This window comes from Rhodococcus sp. NPDC049939 (assembly GCF_040656415.1).
In the GTDB taxonomy this organism is placed as follows: domain Bacteria; phylum Actinomycetota; class Actinomycetes; order Mycobacteriales; family Mycobacteriaceae; genus Rhodococcus_F.
The window spans coordinates 324,733-342,433 of record NZ_JBFAMC010000003.1; the positions used below are offsets into that span (position 1 = coordinate 324,733).

Sequence of the window (17,701 nt, forward strand, 5' to 3'; positions counted from 1 at the left end):
TCCGGGTCAATCGGTGGGGTGTCAGCTGAACGTGCTGCCGGCCCCGGAGCCGCTGCCGGTGAGTGAGCCGAGGTCGAGGCACAGCGAGCCGAGGCATTGGTCGATCTGGTCGATGGCGATTACCGACACCGTGCCATCGTCACGGTTGGCGACGTAGGCGAAGGCCCCGTCCGGGGTGATTGCCACCCCGACCGGGGCGAGTCCGACGGTGACCGAAACGTGGGATACCTGCGGAAACTACTGTGGTGATGCACATTTTCTCCTGCCTGAGAGGAACAAAACGGATCAACCGTGCAGAGGGGAGAGCCGGCGGTCGGAATGCGAGCACCGGCAGCCCATCAGATGTTAACCATCAGATAGCTATCTCGATCTCGGACACGCCGGAACGTCCACGGTCGCAACGCACACGAGGCTGGATCGAGCGCCGGGACCGTACCCAGAGCCCTGTTTCGCCGCTCATGCGCGTGGACGAACCGGATGACGCCACCACCGGTACGGTCACCGGTGATGGCATCATCGGCGTGCGCTGTGCGAGTGTCAGCTGAAGGCGCTGCCAGCCCCGGATCCGCTTCCGGTGAGCGAGCCGAGGTCAAGGCACAGCGAGCCGAGGCACTGGTCGATGGCGATTACCGACACCGTGTCGTCGCCATTGTTGGTGACGTAGGCGAAGGCCCCGTCCGGGGTGATCGCCAACCCCCCCGGGGCGACCCCGACCTGGACCGTGGTGACCACCATGTTGGTGGCGGTGTCGATCACATCCACCGTGTTGGCAAGACGGTTGGTGACGTAGGCGCGGTCGCCGTTCGGGGTGATCGCCACCTCGAACGGGTCGGCCCCGACCGGGACGGTGGTGGCTACAGTGTTGGTGGCGGTGTCGATCACCGACACCGTGTCGGCATCGAAGTTGGTGACGTAGGCGAAGGCCCCGTTCGGGGTGATTGCCACCCCGGCCGGGGCGGCCCCGCCCCCGACCGGGACGGTGGTGGCCACCATGTTGGTGGCGGTGTCGATCACCGACACCGTGTCGGCACCGAAGTTGGTGACGTAGGCGAAGGCCCCGTCCGGGGTGATCGCCACCCCGAACGGGGCGGCCCCGCCCCCGACCGGGACGGTGGCGACCACCATGTTCGTGCCTGTGTCGATCACCGACACCGTGTTGGGACCGAAGTTGGCGACGTAGGCGAAGGCGCCGTTCGGGGTGATTGCCACCCCCTGCGGGGCGGCCCCGACCGGGATGGGTGCGCCGACGACTATGTTGGTGGCGGCGTCGATCACCGACACCGTGTTGGGACCAGTGTTGGCGACGTAGGCGAAGGCACCGTCCGGGGTGATCGCCACCCCCTGCGGGAACGAGCCGACAGGGATGGTGGCGATGACGGTATCGGCTGCCGCGGCCCCCGCCCCCACACCGGCCATACCCAGCACCATCGCAACGACGGCGGTCAACCCGAGCACCAGACGCCGAACACGTGACCGAAACGTGGGATACCTGCGGAAACTACTGTGGTGATGCACATTTTCTCCTGCCTGAGAGGAACAAAACGGATCAACCGTGCAGAGGGGAGAGCCGGCGGTCGGAATGCGAGCACCGGCAGCCCATCAGATGTTAACCATCAGATAGCTATCTCGATCTCGGACACGCCGGAACGTCCACGGTCGCAACGCACACGAGGCTGGATCGAGCGCCGGGACCGTACCCAGAGCCCTGTTTCGCCGCTCATGCGCGTGGACGAACCGGATGACGCCACCACCGGTACGGTCACCGGTGATGGCATCATCGGCGTGCGCTGTGCGAGTGTCAGCTGAAGGCGCTGCCAGCCCCGGATCCGCTTCCGGTGAGCGAGCCGAGGTCAAGGCACAGCGAGCCGAGGCACTGGTCGATGGCGATTACCGACACCGTGTCGGCATTGTTGTTGGTGACGTAGGCGAAGGCCCCGTCCGGGGTGATCGCCAGCCCGCGAGGGTCGTTCCCGACCGGGACGATCTCGATCACCGTGTTGGTGGCGGTGTCGATCACCGACACCGTGCCGTCGACGGCGTTGGTGACGTAGGCGCGGGTTCCGTTGGGGGTGATCGCCACCCCCTCCGGGTTGACTCCGACCGGGATAGTGGCGACCACCATGTTGGTGCTGGTGTCGATCACCGACACCGTGTTGGCACCAGAATTGGTGATGTAGGCGAAGGCCCCGTTCGGGGTGATCGCCACCCCGAACGGGGCGAGTCCGACCGGGACGGTGGCGACCACCATGTTGGTGGCGGTGTTGATCACATCCACCGTGCCGCCAGCCCCGAAGTTGGTGACGTAGGCGAAGGCCCCGTCCGGGGTGATCGCCACCCCGAACGGGGCGAGTCCGACCGGGACGGTGGCGACCAACATGTTGGTGGCGGTGTTGATCACATCCACCGTGCCGCCAGCCCCGAAGTTGGTGACGTAGGCGAAGGCGCCGTCCGGGGTGATCGCCACAAAGACCGGAGCGAGTCCGACCGGGATGTTGGCGACCACCATGTTGGTGCTGGTGTCGATCACATCCACCGTGCCGGCACCGAAGTTGGTGAGGTAGGCGAAAGCCCCGTCCGGGGTGATCGCCACCCCGACCGGTTCGGCCCCGACCGGGATGGTGGCGACCACCATGTTGGTGGCGGTGTCGATCACATCCACCGTGTTGGCACCAGCGTTGGCGACGTAGGCGAAAGCCCCGTCCGGGGTGATCGCCACCCCGAACGGGTCGATTCCGACCGGGATGGTGGCGATGACGGTGTCCGCCTCTGCTGCAGATGTCCCCACACCGGCCATACCCAGCACCATCGCGACAGTGGCTGTCAGCCCGAGTACCAGACGCCGAACACGTGCCCGAAACGTGGGGTACCGGCGGAAACTACTGTGGTGATTCACATTTCTCTCCTGGCCCAGAAGAACAAACGGATCGACCTTGTAGCGACACTGGCTCGCAATCAGTTTCCGATCACCAGCCCGTCAGAGGCTAACAACGGATATCCCGATTTCGCCTCAGACTCGCCGACGCACTCACTGAGCGCCCCCCGGCACGACAACCTAGTGAACAAGACGGCCGGGGAGTTGTGCCGGCCGCGAGGGTTGGCCTTCGTGAGGGCGACTCCGGGCTGACCCCGGCGGCGTCCGCGGCACCTCGTCGCGTCCACAGGACTGCAGCCGACCCTCCCTGGTGTCGCCCTGTCTCCGCCCGGTTTGTCGGTGCCGTGTGTGACTCTCTTCCCCCGAGAGAACGGCCGAGTCCAATTTTCGACGGGATCGGCGCATATGTGGGAGGCAAGAGAAATACGTGGGGGATATCTTTTCCGCGATCGTTCTGCTGTTTGTGATCACATCGTTGGCGTTGTGGGTCCGGCGGTTGGCTCGCAACTCTGTACACCGCGCCGATTACGTGGGGACTGTGCGAGCGATACGTTGGTGGATGGTGCCGGGGGCGATCGCGCAGCTCACTCTGGTGGGCACGACCTTTTGGGCGCTGACCACCTTCGTGCCGTTCACGAGGTTCGGCTGGTGGATTGCCCTTGGCGGAAGCGGCAACGTAGCGCTCGGTCAGACAGGCAAGGATGGCATCGGCTGGATGTTGCTCGCGGTCGCCATCCCCCTGGGCGTGACGTTGCTGATTCCCCTTTTCGCCGTTAATGAGGAGCGCATGTTCCGTGCCGGTGCCGAAGGGTGGACCGCCGGTCGTCGGATTCGGAAGCAGGTCACCTTCGGCCTGATCCATCTGACGATGGGTATACCGGTGGCGGCCGGGCTTGCTCTCGTGATCAGCGGGTTCTACTTCGAGTGGGTGTACTTGCGTTCGGTACGGCGTCACCGTTCGGAGATCGATGCCCTGCGGGACGTGCCGCCCCCTGCCGAGGAGGCTTGTCCTCCGCTGCCTGTCGGTGCCCCGTACGACCCAGAAGAATGGGACCGCATCCAGATGCTCCGATCCGAGGTTCGGGCACGCAATCGGCAACGTCGCCTGGACTGGGAGGTCAGCGTCCTTAAGGAGAGTCGGCGGCCGCGGGGGCAGCAAGCCGCACTCCAGGCCTCCGCGGTAACGACGGCGGCCGCGGCCCATGCCACGTCCAACTGGATCATCTGCGGGGTCTTGCTCGTCGCCGTGGTCTCTGAACTGTTCGGTCTCTGAACTGCTTGCCCGCCGAATACCATCGTCCAGCATGAGCCACTGCGTCTTCTGTTCCATCATTGCGGGCCAGGCCGAGTCGAGCGTCGTGCACGACGATGCGCACACCATCGCCTTCATGGACATCCGCCCGTTTACTCGCGGGCACCTGCTCGTGGTCCCGAAGACGCACGCGGCGAACCTGGCCGAGTTGGATCCCGTCGACGGTGGCCGCCTGTTCCAGGTGGGTCAGCGGGTGGCGGCGGCGTTACGGGAGAGCGCCGTTGCAGCGGAGGGGATCAACTTCTTCCTGGCCGATGGGGTGGTGGCCGGCCAAGAGGTCTTCCACGTGCACCTGCACGTGGTCCCGCGGAAGGTGGGCGACGGGTTCGGGCTACGCGGAGCACCTAGTTCGCCGAGCCGGATTTCGCTCGATCAGATGGCGGGCGTCATCCGCTCGTCCCTCACCTGACTCACCCTTTCGGAAATCGGATCTCGCCGGTCGACCCGTTCTCGTCGAAGCGGCGCTCGGTGATGTCGTAGGTGCCATCCGACCGGACCCTCAGCAGGGTGCTGGCGCGTGTCCCGTAGGCGTAGTGGCGAATGAACCGGGACGACAGTGCGCGTTCGAGTTCCGGTCCGACGCCGGTGTCGGGTAGCGCCTCCCACGGCGCGGGTTCGGCATCGGCGAGCACCTCGAAGTACGCCTCAGGATCCGAGTCGACGGTGCCGTCGTCCGCGTCGAGTGCGGCGGCGAGGGCACTCGTACCACCGGTAACTTTCGGCCACGGGGTATCGAGTTCGGCATTGGACAGTCCGTGGATTCCTGGTTCGACTCGCTGACGGCGACCGCTCGGCCGATTGGTGGTCCACCACAACTCGTCGCGATCGCCGACGAGAAGGTTGAAACTGCCGTAGTCGGCGCCGGTAGCGGTGAGCTGCGCGGCATAGTCGGCGGGGGACGACTGGGCGCGGAGATACTCGACGGGCAATGCGCCCCGAGAGCGGGGTCCTTGGGTGAGGTCGCCGTCACGGACGTTGGTGACGGCCGCGAATCGGAGGCTGTCGGTAATGCCCATCCAAGTTCCCCCGGCGAGCAGGTCGCGACCGGCCAGGAAACCGTCGTCCCAGCGTTGGAGTGGTTCGGTGGGACGGGCGTAGAACTCGTCGCGGTTGGCTGCGATCACGAGGGGAAGATCGGGACGGGTATGCCAGGCGAACAGAACCAGGCACATGAACATCCCCTCGGTGAACTCGGCTGCCCGGACCGCTATCCGGACACGGCTTAGGACTTACGAGCTTAGTCGCCCTCGTATTACCTCTGAAACAGAGTTATATTGATTGGCATGGCACAGGCAGAGACTTTCGACCACTCGAAGATGCCACCAGGCGAGCAACTCTTCGCCGCAATCGGACTGCTGCGGCGGCATACCCGGCGAAGAGTGGGTCAGCCCTGGACGGAAACCCCGTTGACCGAATCTCAAATGGAGTTGGTGCGGTTGCTCCGGCGTCGGCCGGGGACCTCGGTCGCCGAGGCGGCAGCAGGTTTGGGTCTCGCGGCGAACACTGTCTCTACGCTTGTGCGCCAACTCATCGATGCGGGACTCGTCGAACGCGTGCAGGACGAGTACGACCGTCGGATCGCAAGACTCGCGTTGACCGCCGCGGCGCGTTCGCGAGTTGAACACTGGCGTGACCGTCGCAATGTGGAGGTCGAAGCAGCCTTCGCCAATTTGAGTCCCGAGGATCGGGCCGCCATCGAATCCGCCATTCCCGCGATTACACGTCTTGCCGACGCACTTCATCCGGACCAGGACGACGCCGGGCAATCAATGTCACAGGAGGTCGGAATATGAGGTTTCAGCACCGCGGCAATCGGTCACGGCAGTTGATGCACTCGGGTTCGCCGCAGGATGCACTGTCGTTGTCGAACGTGACCTACCGCTTCGGCGACTTCACGGCGGTGGAGGATCTGAGCCTCGTGATCGAGGCGGGGGAGTGCTTCGGACTACTCGGCCCGAACGGGGCGGGAAAGACCACGACCATCAGGCTGCTCACTACCCTGCTTCCGTTGCAGGACGGTCACGTGCGCGTCTTCGGGAAGGACGTGCGCACACAGTCCATGGCGGTACGCCGACTGCTCGGCTATGTGCCCCAACAGTTGTCGATCGAAGGCGCGCTGACCGCACGCGAGAACGTCACCTGGTTCGCGCGGCTGTACGACGTGCCTCGATCGGAGCGGCGCAGTCGGGTGAACGAGGTGCTCGAGATGGTCGACCTCGGCGACGTCGCCGACCGGCTCGCGTCCAGTTTCTCGGGCGGCATGGTCCGGCGCCTCGAACTCGCGCAGGCGTTGGTCAACCGTCCGTCGTTGCTGGTTCTCGACGAACCGACGGTTGGCCTCGACCCGGTCGCGCGGGAGTCGGTGTGGGCCCGGGTCACCGACATGCAGGAGCAGTACGGGGTGACGGTGTTGCTCACCACTCACTACATGGAAGAAGCCGAGGCGCTGTGTGATCGGGTTGCGTTGATGCACCGGGGCAAGTTACGGGCACTCGGTTCGCCGCCTGGACTCGTGGCCGAACTCGGACCGAATTCGACGCTCGAAGACGTCTTCCGTCACTTCACCGGTGACAGCCTCATCGAGTCGGAGAAGGGAGGGCTGCGCAGTGTCCGTAGCACCCGCAATGTCGCACGACGTCTGGGTTGATGCATCGACCCGAGGTGCCCGTCTGCTGTCACGTATCGCCACGTTCTGTCTGGTCGAGTTGCAAAGGCTTCGCCATGACCGATCGGAGTTGATGACCCGAGCAATTCAGCCGATCCTCTGGCTCGTCATATTCGGTGAAACCTTCACCCGCATTCGTGCCATTCCGACCGGCGACGTGCCTTATCTCGACTACCTCGCGCCGGGAATCATCGCCCAGTCAGCCCTTTTCATCGCCATCTTCTACGGCATCCAGATCATCTGGGAACGGGACGCAGGGGTGCTGACCAAACTTCTCGTCACCCCCACTCCCCGCGCCGCTTTGGTGACGGGCAAAGCCTTCGCGGCGGGCATCCGTGCGGTGTCGCAGGCTGTTGTCGTCGTGATCGTGGCAGCGCTGCTCGGCGTCGGTATGACATGGAATCCGTTGCGTCTGTTGGCCGTGGTCGTCGCTGTGGTGCTGGGTGCCGCGTTCTTCTCCTGCCTGTCGGTTGCCATCGCAGGGGTGGTGCTCAAGCGCGACCGGCTGATGGGAATCGGTCAGGCCATCACCATGCCGCTGTTCTTCGCGTCGAACGCGCTGTACCCGGTGGATGTCATGCCAGGCTGGTTGCAGGTGGTCAGCCACATGAATCCATTGAGTTACGAGGTGTCCGCGCTGCGGGGTCTGTTGATCGGTCAGCCCACCAACTATTGGGTGGACTTCGGGGTGCTTGCCGTGGCGGCGGTGCTCGGTATCGCGCTTGCCTCGTTGCTTCTGGGCAGGCTGTCTCGGTAGGTTCTCGAGCAGTGGCATCTACAGAGTCACGATTCGACGAACTGCAAATGCGATGAACATTCCGTCATGACCTCGAGTCCGGAATTCGGTAAGTCCTGCTTTCTCAATCACGTTGGCCCCTAATGGCCCTGCTTCGAACGGCAATCTACTTGTCGTGTGAGCGGATGAAGCGCATGATTCTGGGCACCACGGTCTCCGGCATCTGCCACAGCAAACTGTGCCCGCCTCCGGGGAATATCTCGGTCTCGGCGTGGGGGACGTTGTCCGATATCCGCTTTGCCCCCGTTTCGGGATCCGCCAGGACTGTTTCGGATCCGAAGAACGCGTAGGTCGGAGTCTTGATGGACTGCAACTCGGCGTCTGTCAGCGGTGACTGCCAGGGTGTTCGACGACGATAGCCCAGGGAGGCTTTCGCGCATCTCGTCTCCGAATCGGTCAGGACCAGACCGGGCGACAACCACGCGTTGAACTTCGCGAAGTTCTTGTCGGTCGGCCGGATTGCCAGCCAGAGCATCTTGAACAAGATGCTCTTTCGAACCTGGGAAACGGCTGCGCCGGGCTCACCCAGAGTCAAGCTCGCGAGACGGTGAGAGATGCCGGCTCCGACAAGCGCCCCGTGCCATGCGCCTTCCGAGTAGCCGAGCAGGTGAACCCGTTCCAGTCCGAGGCCCGTCAGAACGTCGTCGACCCACGTTGCGTAGTCGGCACCGGTCGTCATCGGCGCGGTCTGGACGCTCTTGCCTGCTGTTCCGATGGTGTCGAGCGCGTAGACGACTCGATCGCCGGCAAGTTCCTCGATGAACCGGTGCCAGCCGAGGCTGTTTCCGGAGATGGGATGGATCAGCACCAGGGGGACGCCTTGCCCGCTTCCACACCTGCGTACATGAGTCGTCCCGAACGATGTCTCGACCTCGAGTTCTGTGGTCGGCAGCGCGGCCGGCCACAACTTCTCGAGTTCGTCGTATGCGCGCAAGTACTGCTCACGAGCGCGGTCATTCTTGAACTGTCCGATCTTTGCCATGAACGTCCCTTCAACCAGTTTTGATGGTACGAACATATAACATAAATGGTATGGATGTATCACCTAGCCCTGCGTGAACGTTCCACGAAACGACTCTTCCGTCCGTGTGAACTCGGGTCCTTCCACGTGAACTCGACTGGTCAGTGTGAACTCTCTGACACCGGCGCGATCGACACCGAGTCGGGCTTCGGGGGGAACTTCGGCATAGACGCCGAAGCGAGAACGAGCATGACGGCCGCACCCAGGATGGCCACGAACACCAGGTGCAAGGCCCCGGCCAGGGGTGCGGGTGCGGGGTTGTCGGCGCCTCCGAGTCGGGTGTTGACGAGCGCGCCGAACAGGGCAACACCCATCGCGCTGCCGATGGCCCGGCCGAACATGTTGGTGGACGTCACGACACCTCGTTCCGACCAGCCCACGCTCGACTGTGCGGCGATCAAGGTCGGGCTCGCCACCAGTCCGAGGCCGCAGCCGATGACGAAGCAGAATATCGCTGCGTGCCACACCGGCGATTCGAAGGATAGCGACAAGGTGAGTGCAGCGCCGGTCACGATGATCAGACTTCCCACGGTGGCGGCGAAGCGGAATCCCAAGCGAAGGTAGACCCGTCCGGCTTGCCCTGCGACGAGGGGCCAGCCGATCGTCAGCGTGGCAACAGCGAAGCCCGCGGTCACAGCACCGGTACCGATCACACCCTGCGAGAAGGTCGGGACATATGTGGTCAGGCCGAGCACGATTGCGCCGACGAGAAGCGAGCAGAGGGTGCTCGCCACGAGAACGCGCCGGGTGAGTACCCACAGCGGCAGAATCGGCTCGGTTGCGCGCCGTTCAACCAACACGAACAGGACCAGGAAGACGCCGCCCGCCGCGAAGATCCCGAGACTGGTCGGCGAACTCCACGCCCACTCGTGTCCACCTGACAGTAGGCCCAGGATGATCAGCGTGGTGCCGGCGGCCAGAATGGCCGCGCCGGCGTAGTCGATCGACCTTTGCACCCGCACCGGCTTCTCATTGAAGCTGCGAATCAACATCACCGCTGCGAGAAAGCAGACAGGGATATTGACGAAGAAGATCAACCGCCATGACAGGTACTCGGAGAACATGCCACCGACGGTCGGGCCGATCACCGAAGATATGGCCCAGACACTGGACAGGTAGGCCTGGGCCTTCGGGCGTTCCGTGGGCGAGTAGATGTCTCCGGCGATGGTCAGGCTCATCGGTTGCAGGGCCCCGCCGCCCAGGCCTTGCAGTGCCCGGAAAGCGATCAAGGCGGGCATGCTCCACGCAAACCCACACAACATGGAACCCATACTGAATACAGCGATGCCGAGCAGCATCATCGGTTTGCGGCCGAAGATATCCGCCAACTTGCCGTAAATCGGCACCGAAATGGCCTGGGTAAGTAAGTAGATCGAGAACAACCACGGGAACTGCGCAAATCCACCGAGTTCGCCGGCGATGATGTACACCGAGGTCGAGATGATCGTCGAATCGAGCGCGACCAGAGCCATTGCCAGCATGAGCGACACGAGGACGGGCCCGCGGTCCGAGCGTAAGCCGATTCTGGCCTTGGCCGTTTTCACCGCCATGATGCTCCCGTCGCGTGGTCGTCCACATCACAAACTCCCTTCCTAAGCTAACTAAATCAATGTCTGCGCTATTCCGGGCGCCGATCGGTGCCCGTCCCGCCACAGCCCGCCTGAGCGATAGGCTGGTTCACCGTGCGCCCCTCACTCGATTCATATCCCCATCTGGCCGGTGGAAAGGTCCGCGATCTCTACACAATCGACGACGAGCACCTGCTGTTGGTTGCGAGCGACCGGATCTCCGCATACGACCACGTCCTCAGTACGCCCATTCCGGACAAGGGGCGCGTGCTCACTGCAATGAGCGTCCTGTTCTTCGGCATCCTTGACGCCAACAACCACCTGGCGGGGGAGCCCGACGACAGCCGGATCCCCGAGGCTGTGCTCGGTCGCGCACTGGTGGTCCGCAAGCTGGACATGATTCCGATCGAGTGCGTCGCTCGTGGGTACCTCACCGGGTCGGGGCTGATCGATTACGAGGAGTCCGGCGCGGTCTGTGGAGTCGAATTGCCCGCAGGTTTGGTGGAGGCGAGCCAGCTACCCGACCCGATCTTCACCCCTGCCAGCAAGGCGGACGTCGGCGCACATGACGAGAACATCACGTTCGACGCAGTTGTCGGGAAGGTGGGTCAGGACCTGGCCGTCAAACTGCGCAATGACACTCTCGACATCTACGGCCGGGCCTCCAACTTCGCGGCCGACCACGGCATCATCCTGGCTGACACCAAGCTCGAGTTCGGCCTGGACCAGGACGGAAATCTGGTGCTGGCCGACGAAGTCCTCACGCCCGACTCCTCGCGGTACTGGCCTATAGAGGGCTACGAGGCAGGCAAGGTTCAGCCGAGCTTCGACAAACAGTTCGTCCGCAACTGGCTCACCAGCCCGGAATCCGGCTGGGATCGGGCTTCGAACACCCCACCTCCGCCTCTGCCGGCAGAGATCGTGGCAGCGACACGAGACCGCTACATCGAGGCCTACGAAAGACTGTCGGGACAGTCGTTCGACGAGTGGTTGGGATAGACATGACGGCTGAAAGCTCTGGGCTCACCCCTCCCGTGGCGAAGACCGTTCCGAGCGAACGCGTTCATCACGGTCACACCTTCGTCGACGAGTACGAATGGTTGCGTGACAAAGACGACGCCGAAGTGATCGCGTATCTCGAGGCTGAGAATGCCTACACAGAGCAGGAGACCGCGCACCTCGAACCGATGCGGGATCAGATCTTCCAGGAGATCAAGTCTCGCACTCAGGAAACCGACATGTCGGTACCCACCAGGATGGGCGACTGGTGGTACTTCGCGCGCACCATCGAGGGCAAACAGTACGGCGTGCAATGCCGGGCGCCGATCACCGACTCGGAGGACTGGACTCCACCGGAGTTGACTCCGGGTGTCGAGCTCCCGGGTGAGCAGATCCTGATCGACGGAAACGCGGAGGCAGAGGGCCACGACTTCTTCTCCATGGGTGCCTTCGCGCTCAGTCATGACGGCACATTGCTCGCCTATTCGGTGGACGTGGTCGGCGACGAGCGCTACACGCTTCGCTTCAAGAACCTCGAGACCGGTGAACTCCTACCCGACGAGATCACCGGCACTGCGCCCGGCGTTACGTGGGCCATCGACCACAATCACGTCTTCTACCTGACGGTGGACGAGTCCTGGCGTCCAGACACCGTGTGGCGGCACGAACTCGGCACGGACCGCGCGAACGACATCTCGGTGTTCCACGAACCGGATGAGCGGTTCTGGGTATCGGTGGGGTCCACAAGGAGCAAGAAGTACCTCATGATCTGGGTGGGGTCGAAGATCACCACCGAAGGGTGGGTACTGGAATCGGACGACCCCGAGGGCGAGTTCCGAGTAGTGATGCCTCGACGGGAGGGCGTCGAATACACGGTCGAGCACGCGGTGGTAGCAGGGGAAGATCGCTTTCTGATCCTGCACAACGATACGGTCGACGGTGAGAAGGCGGAGAACTTCGTCCTCGCCGAGGCGCCTGTCTCGAATCCGGCATCACTGACGACGTTGATCGCACACAAGTCCGATGTCCGCTTGGAGGAGGTCGACGCGTTCGCCGATCACTTGGTGCTCAGCTACCGCCGCGAAGCGCTGACTCGGCTCGCGATCTGGCCGCTCACCGCGGATGGCTACGGCGAGTTGACGGAGATCGAATTCGACGAGGAACTGTTCAGCGTCGGCCTCGGCGCCAATCCCGAATGGCGGCAGCCGACGCTACGGATGGCCTTCACGTCTTTCATCACCCCCGGCCAGGTGTACGACTATGTGCCGGCGACGGGTGAACTTGCACTACGTAAGTCGCAACCCGTGCTCGGCGACTTCGATGCGAACAACTACGAGCAGCAGCGGGACTGGGCCACCGCTGAGGACGGGACCAGGATTCCGCTGTCCATCGTGCGACGGAAGTCGGATCGTGCCAACGGTCCTGCCCCACTACTGCTCTACGGGTACGGCTCGTACGAGGCGAGCATGGACCCCGCCTTCTCCGTCGCGCGGCTCTCGCTGCTCGATCGCGGAGTCGTGTTCGTGGTCGCGCATGTGCGCGGGGGCGGCGAGATGGGCAGACACTGGTACGAGAGCGGCAAGACCCTCACGAAGAAGAACACTTTCACCGACTTCGTCGCGTGCGCACGCCACTTGATCGAAACTGACCGCACCACGGCGCAGCAGATGATCGCCGACGGTGGCAGCGCCGGTGGCCTGCTGGTGGGTGCAGTGGCGAATCTGGCTCCCGAACTGTTCGCAGGCATCCTCGCCAACGTGCCGTTCGTCGACCCGCTCACCTCGATCCTCGACCCGTCACTGCCGCTGACCGTCATCGAGTGGGACGAGTGGGGCAATCCATTGGAGAGTCCCGAGGTTTACGAGTACATGCGCTCGTACAGCCCGTACGAAAATGTCGAGGCCAAACGCTACCCAGCCATACTGGCGATCACCAGCATCAACGACACGAGGGTGCTCTACGTGGAGCCGGCCAAGTGGGTCGCGAAGCTTCGTGCCACCAAGACCGGCGACGAACCATTGCTCCTCAAGACCGAGATGAGCGCAGGACACGGTGGAGTGAGCGGACGCTACGAGAAATGGAAGGAAGTAGCGTTCGAATTCGCGTGGGTGCTCGACACGATCAGCTGACGGGGCACCATGGTGCCCCGCACAGAAAGTTCTATATCGGCGTCAATTACCGCTGCGGCGAAGCGAGTTCGCAGCGTGAGACGACGTGCTGACTCAGCGGGTTCAGACGCAGAAGCCGACGAAGAGCGATCCCACCGGCACGCTGAAGCAGATCGCAAGCGAACCCACGGCCGGGGTGGCCTCCGCAGGTGCGGCTGAGGCCGTAGGAGCGGCTAGGGTGCTGAAGGACAGGGCCATTGCGATCGCCGCGAGTGAGGTGGCGATTTTCCTAGACATTGCGAAGATCCTTGTGTGAGTGAATTCGAGCCATCGGTGGCTCACTTCAATCGAACACCGATGTGACGTCGATCACAACCCTGGGCATGTTCACTGCGAGTGTCACCTTCCTAGGGGTGGCGATGTCGATGTGCAGATTCCACCCTTGGAGTGGGTCCGTAGGCAACGCAAACGGAACCGGTGGGCGGTAGTCAGCGGATCGTGTACCTGATCTTCGGCCTGCCTGCACGGCCATACTCGGTGTGCCGGGCAAGGACGCCGGCGTCGGCGAGCCGTTCGAGGTACCGCCAGGCAGTGACCCGCGAGACACCGACGGCAGCGGCCACCTCGGCCGCCGTCATCGGTCCTTCCGCCACGCGGATGCAATTCGAAACGTTGTCGAGTGTCTGTGGTGCAACACCTTTCGGCGATACTGCGCGTTCGTCGAAAGTGCGAAGTGCTGATATCGCGCGGTCGATATCGTACTGGCTCAGTGCGTTACCGTCGGCAGGTAATGCATCGCGAAATTCTCGGTAACGTTCGAGTTTGTCGCGGAACGCGGCGAATGTGAATGGTTTCAGCAGATACAGCGCGACTCCCCGCGTCACTGCTGTCCGGACGATCTCCAGGTCGCGGGCCGATGTCACGGCGATGACGTCGGGGCTCGGCCGAATCGCACTCAGTGCCGCGGCGACGTCGAGTCCGCTGGCGTCCGGCAATCCGATGTCGAGCAGGACCAAGTCGATCGGGACGTCGCTGCCGCTTGCGGCCGCGACCGTGCGGATGGCTCCGCTCCCGTCGTGGACGACGGTGTGCACGGAAAACCCTGGTACCCGTTCGATATAGGCGCGATGGGCTTCGGCGATCAGTGGTTCGTCTTCGACGATCATCACCCGGATCACGACGTCGCTCCCTCGAGGGGAATCTCGACGACGACCGTCGACCACGGTGACGGCTCGTTACGGATCGTTCCACTGTGCCGGGCCACCACCTGCGCAACGAGCGCCAGTCCCAGTCCGCGCGAACCGGATTTCGTCGAATAGCCTCTAGCGGCAAACTTGTCGAGATTTCGGTTTGGGAAGCCGCGTCCGCTGTCCGCCACGCGGACCACCATCATCGAGCTTTCTTCTCGAACAGTCACTTCCACCCATGCGTCGTCGCATGGGGAATCGGTTGCAACGTGGGCCGCATCAATGGCGTTGTCCACGAGATTGCCTACCAGCGTTACGAGTTCACGCGCACTGGGTTGCGCTACAGGACCTAGGGCGGTGTCGTCGGTGACTGTCAGGTCGACTCCGCGTTCGGCGGCCGCTTCGACCTTGCCGAGTAGAAGTGCGGCGAGCGCGGGCTCGTGCACGGCCGCCATGAGCCGGTCGATCAGTTCCTGCGACAACCGCAGATCTTCGGTCGCGAACGCGACCGCGTCCTCATAGCGGCCCAGTTCCACCATCGTGATAATCGTGTGCAGGCGGTTTGCGGATTCGTGAGCCTGCGACCGGAGTGATTCCGCGAATCCACGCATGGAATCGAGTTCGCCCATGATGCTTTGTAGCTCGGTGCGATCGCGCAACGTCAGCACGGTACCGACGTGATGGCCGTTCCGTTCGACTGGCTCTCGGCTGACCAGCAGTACGCGGTCGGCGGTCAGGTGCGTTTCGTCCCGAGAGTCACCTGCGCGTGCGTGTCGCAGTGATTCGGGTAGTGCAGACAGCCGGATCGGGCCTTCGGGGAGGTCGAGCAGCCGCCGAGCCTCGTCGTTGACGACTTCGGCTTCCGCGTAATCACCGGTGTCGCGGCCGATTACCACCAGGCCCTCACCGATCGAGTGGAGAACAGCGTCGTGATGCTCGTACATTCGACGCAGTTCGTCGGGCGCCATACCCAGCGTCTGACTGCGCAGGCGCCGGCTCAGCATGAACGCTCCGAGCGCCGATACCGCCAGCCCGATCGCGGCTACCGAGAAAATGGTCGGCAGACTCCTGACGAACTGGTAGCCGATCTTCTCGCGAGTGACTCCCGCTGAGACCAGGCCGACGATCCGGCTGTCGTCGTAGACCGGCGTGACCGCCCGGACCGACGGGCCGAGCGAGCCGGTGTACGTCTCGGTGAATGTCTCTCCGGCGAGCGCACGTACGGTGTTGCCCAAGAAAGTGCCGCCGATCAACTGTGGATTGGTGTGGGTGTACCGGACGGCTGCGGGTGTCATCACCACGATGAAATCGATGCCGGTAGCGAGACGGATTCGCTCTGTCTCGGGCTGCAGGACCGCAGTCGGATCGGGGGCCCGCAGACCCTCGACTGTGCTGTTCGAAAGCGCGAGTGTCGTCGCGACAGTCGTCACTGCACGCTCGGCGGACTCATCGTTCTCGTGGCGCTGATCGATCACGGCAAGTGCCGTCCCCGCCCCGATGACCAGTATCAATACGACGAGTTGTAGGAGAAAGAGCTGCCCGGCCATGCTCGTGGGCCATCTAGTCGGATGGTTGGGCACTGCAGTTCTCCTGAACGAAATGAACACAAACTTCTCGAGCCCACCGATCGCCTGCAAGATTCCCCGAGACGTGATCGCGGTCACTACCCGGCTCGCCGATCAGCTTGCCATTCGGACTCGAGGAGGACTCTATGATCAGTGCCACAGCGAAGAAAAGACAGGACAGGACCCACTGGTTGTACATCGGGGTCATCGTCGCTGTGGTCGCCGGGATCCTCGTAGGCTGGCTCGCGCCCGGGGTCGGCAGGTCGGTCGGCGTGCTCGGCACCATGTTCGTGGACCTGATCAAGATGATGATCAGCCCGGTGATCTTCTGCACGATCGTGCTGGGCGTCGGATCGGTGAAGGCTGCAGCCAAGGTCGGCAAGGTCGGCGGGCTCGCGTTGACTTACTTCATCGGTATGTCCACCGTTGCCCTCGGCATAGGGCTTCTGGTGGGAAACCTGCTTCAGCCCGGTTCCGGACTGAACATCGATGCGGACGTCGCAGGAAGCGGTGCGCAACTGGCAGAGGAAGCTCATGGCGCCGGTGGCACCGTCGACTTCATCTCGTCGATAATCCCGACCTCATTGCTGTCTTCGCTGACCGCGGGCAGCGTTCTGCAGACACTGTTCGTCGCCTTGCTCGTCGGCTTCGGCGTGCAGGCCCTGGGCATACAGGGTGAACCGATCCTGAGAGGTGTCGGCTACGTCCAGAAACTCGTGTTCAAGATCTTGTCGATGATTCTCTGGCTGGCGCCGATCGGTGCCTTCGGTGCGATCGCCAATGTTGTCGGGCAGACCGGTCTTTCCGCTGTGGTCCAGCTCGCGACTCTCATGCTGGGCTTCTACCTGACCTGCCTGATCTTCGTGTTCGGAGTACTCGGAGCGGTCCTCCGTGCCGTAGCAGGTGTCTCGATCTTCAAGCTGGTGAAGTACCTGGCTCGCGAGTACCTGCTGATCTTCGCCACGTCTTCGTCCGAATCGGCCCTGCCCCGGCTGATTGCGAAGATGGAGCACGTCGGCGTCGAGCGCACCACCGTCGGCGTGGTCGTTCCTACCGGCTACTCGTTCAACCTCGATGGCACCGCGATCTATCTGACCATGGCGTCGATCTTCATTGCGGACGCGATGGGCAGGCCGCTGTCCTTCGGTGAACAGCTCTCGCTGCTGGTGTTCATGATCATCGCATCCAAGGGCGCTGCCGGAGTCACCGGCGCCGGTCTCGCCACCCTCGCCGGCGGGCTGCAGAGTCACCGCCCGGAGCTACTCGACGGTGTCGGCCTCATCGTCGGTATCGACCGGTTCATGTCCGAGGCCCGCGCGGTTACGAACTTCTCCGGCAATGCCGTTGCCGCCCTTCTCGTCGGCTCCTGGACCGATACCGTCGACAAAGAACGTGTCCGCATCGTTCTGGACGGCAAGCTGCCGTTCGACGAGGAGACCATGGTCGATGACGACCACGGTGAGGTCTCCGAAGGGTCGGCGGTCGATGCCACCGTCGCGGACGCCAGGCGTGTACTCACGAAGGTTTGACAACTACTGTCCCGAGCAAGCCGTGGGCGCACTGGCGATTCGCAACCTTGGGCGTACGGCGGCTCGTTGGTTAGGTTGG

Annotated in this window: 17 protein-coding genes; 8 read left to right on the forward strand and 9 right to left on the reverse strand. The window is 63.3% G+C overall.

Annotated features, from left to right (window positions below; genetic code table 11):
• Window positions 1-21: 21 nt before the first annotated feature.
• From AB0I57_RS13715 to AB0I57_RS13725, 3 genes are all read right to left on the reverse strand, one after another.
• The gene (locus AB0I57_RS13715) at window positions 22-186 is read right to left on the reverse strand and encodes a hypothetical protein (protein ID WP_358335758.1); all 165 of its coding nucleotides are present in this window, start codon (window positions 184-186) and stop codon (window positions 22-24) included.
• Window positions 187-537: 351 nt separating this feature from the next.
• Window positions 538-1,515, reverse strand: a complete 978-nt coding sequence (locus AB0I57_RS13720) for a YncE family protein (RefSeq protein ID WP_358335761.1) — start codon at window positions 1,513-1,515, stop codon at window positions 538-540.
• Window positions 1,516-1,798: 283 nt separating this feature from the next.
• Entirely contained in the window at window positions 1,799-2,893 is a 1,095-nt protein-coding gene (locus tag AB0I57_RS13725) for a beta-propeller fold lactonase family protein (RefSeq protein WP_358335764.1), read from the reverse strand.
• Window positions 2,894-3,299: 406 nt separating this feature from the next.
• Here AB0I57_RS13725 and AB0I57_RS13730 point away from each other — a divergent pair, with 406 nt between their 5' ends.
• Together AB0I57_RS13730 and AB0I57_RS13735 are read left to right on the forward strand one after the other, a co-directional pair.
• The gene (locus AB0I57_RS13730) at window positions 3,300-4,145 is read left to right on the forward strand and encodes a hypothetical protein (protein WP_358335767.1); all 846 of its coding nucleotides are present in this window, start codon (window positions 3,300-3,302) and stop codon (window positions 4,143-4,145) included.
• A gap of 31 nt (window positions 4,146-4,176) precedes the next feature.
• Complete coding sequence (locus AB0I57_RS13735) at window positions 4,177-4,593, forward strand: HIT domain-containing protein (protein WP_358335770.1); 417 nt, start codon at window positions 4,177-4,179, stop codon at window positions 4,591-4,593.
• A gap of 1 nt (window position 4,594) precedes the next feature.
• Here AB0I57_RS13735 and AB0I57_RS13740 read toward each other — a convergent pair whose 3' ends face one another.
• Window positions 4,595-5,356, reverse strand: a complete 762-nt coding sequence (locus AB0I57_RS13740; RefSeq protein WP_358335772.1) for an NRDE family protein — start codon at window positions 5,354-5,356, stop codon at window positions 4,595-4,597.
• Window positions 5,357-5,467: 111 nt separating this feature from the next.
• Here AB0I57_RS13740 and AB0I57_RS13745 point away from each other — a divergent pair, with 111 nt between their 5' ends.
• From AB0I57_RS13745 to AB0I57_RS13755, 3 genes are read left to right on the forward strand one after another with little or no spacing between them, the layout of a single operon-like run.
• The gene (locus AB0I57_RS13745; RefSeq protein WP_358335775.1) at window positions 5,468-5,977 is read left to right on the forward strand and encodes a MarR family transcriptional regulator; all 510 of its coding nucleotides are present in this window, start codon (window positions 5,468-5,470) and stop codon (window positions 5,975-5,977) included.
• A 35-nt stretch (window positions 5,978-6,012) separates the two neighbouring features.
• On the forward strand, window positions 6,013-6,831 hold the full coding sequence (locus tag AB0I57_RS13750; RefSeq protein WP_358336430.1) for an ATP-binding cassette domain-containing protein: 819 nt from the start codon (window positions 6,013-6,015) through the stop codon (window positions 6,829-6,831).
• Window positions 6,809-7,606, forward strand: coding sequence for an ABC transporter permease (locus tag AB0I57_RS13755; protein WP_358336432.1), 798 nt, complete (start codon window positions 6,809-6,811; stop codon window positions 7,604-7,606). Before AB0I57_RS13750 ends, AB0I57_RS13755 begins: the two co-directional genes overlap by 23 nt.
• A 145-nt stretch (window positions 7,607-7,751) precedes the next feature.
• Here AB0I57_RS13755 and AB0I57_RS13760 read toward each other — a convergent pair whose 3' ends face one another.
• Both AB0I57_RS13760 and AB0I57_RS13765 read right to left on the reverse strand, forming a co-directional pair.
• Window positions 7,752-8,627, reverse strand: a complete 876-nt coding sequence (locus AB0I57_RS13760; protein WP_358335778.1) for an alpha/beta hydrolase — start codon at window positions 8,625-8,627, stop codon at window positions 7,752-7,754.
• A 140-nt stretch (window positions 8,628-8,767) separates the two neighbouring features.
• Entirely contained in the window at window positions 8,768-10,216 is a 1,449-nt protein-coding gene (locus AB0I57_RS13765; RefSeq protein ID WP_358335781.1) for an MFS transporter, read from the reverse strand.
• 132 nt (window positions 10,217-10,348) lie between these two features.
• Here AB0I57_RS13765 and AB0I57_RS13770 point away from each other — a divergent pair, with 132 nt between their 5' ends.
• Window positions 10,349-11,233, forward strand: a complete 885-nt coding sequence (locus AB0I57_RS13770) for a phosphoribosylaminoimidazolesuccinocarboxamide synthase (RefSeq protein WP_358335784.1) — start codon at window positions 10,349-10,351, stop codon at window positions 11,231-11,233.
• Between the two features lie 2 nt (window positions 11,234-11,235).
• Window positions 11,236-13,362, forward strand: a complete 2,127-nt coding sequence (locus tag AB0I57_RS13775) for a S9 family peptidase (protein ID WP_358335787.1) — start codon at window positions 11,236-11,238, stop codon at window positions 13,360-13,362.
• 102 nt (window positions 13,363-13,464) lie between these two features.
• Here AB0I57_RS13775 and AB0I57_RS13780 read toward each other — a convergent pair whose 3' ends face one another.
• The 3 genes from AB0I57_RS13780 to AB0I57_RS13790 all read right to left on the reverse strand — a co-directional run bounded on the left by AB0I57_RS13780 (window position 13,465) and on the right by AB0I57_RS13790 (window position 16,075).
• Window positions 13,465-13,638: a hypothetical protein gene (locus AB0I57_RS13780; RefSeq protein ID WP_358335790.1), complete on the reverse strand. Its 174-nt coding sequence runs from the start codon at window positions 13,636-13,638 to the stop codon at window positions 13,465-13,467.
• Window positions 13,639-13,829: 191 nt separating this feature from the next.
• Window positions 13,830-14,519 (reverse strand): response regulator, encoded by a 690-nt coding sequence (locus AB0I57_RS13785; RefSeq protein ID WP_358335793.1) that lies wholly within the window; start codon window positions 14,517-14,519, stop codon window positions 13,830-13,832.
• The gene (locus AB0I57_RS13790; RefSeq protein WP_358335796.1) at window positions 14,516-16,075 is read right to left on the reverse strand and encodes a sensor histidine kinase; all 1,560 of its coding nucleotides are present in this window, start codon (window positions 16,073-16,075) and stop codon (window positions 14,516-14,518) included. The genes AB0I57_RS13785 and AB0I57_RS13790 overlap by 4 nt, the downstream gene beginning before the upstream one ends.
• 164 nt (window positions 16,076-16,239) lie before the next feature.
• Between AB0I57_RS13790 and AB0I57_RS13795 the strand changes: the two genes are divergently transcribed.
• The gene (locus tag AB0I57_RS13795; protein ID WP_358335798.1) at window positions 16,240-17,622 is read left to right on the forward strand and encodes a cation:dicarboxylase symporter family transporter; all 1,383 of its coding nucleotides are present in this window, start codon (window positions 16,240-16,242) and stop codon (window positions 17,620-17,622) included.
• Window positions 17,623-17,701 lie beyond the last annotated feature (79 nt).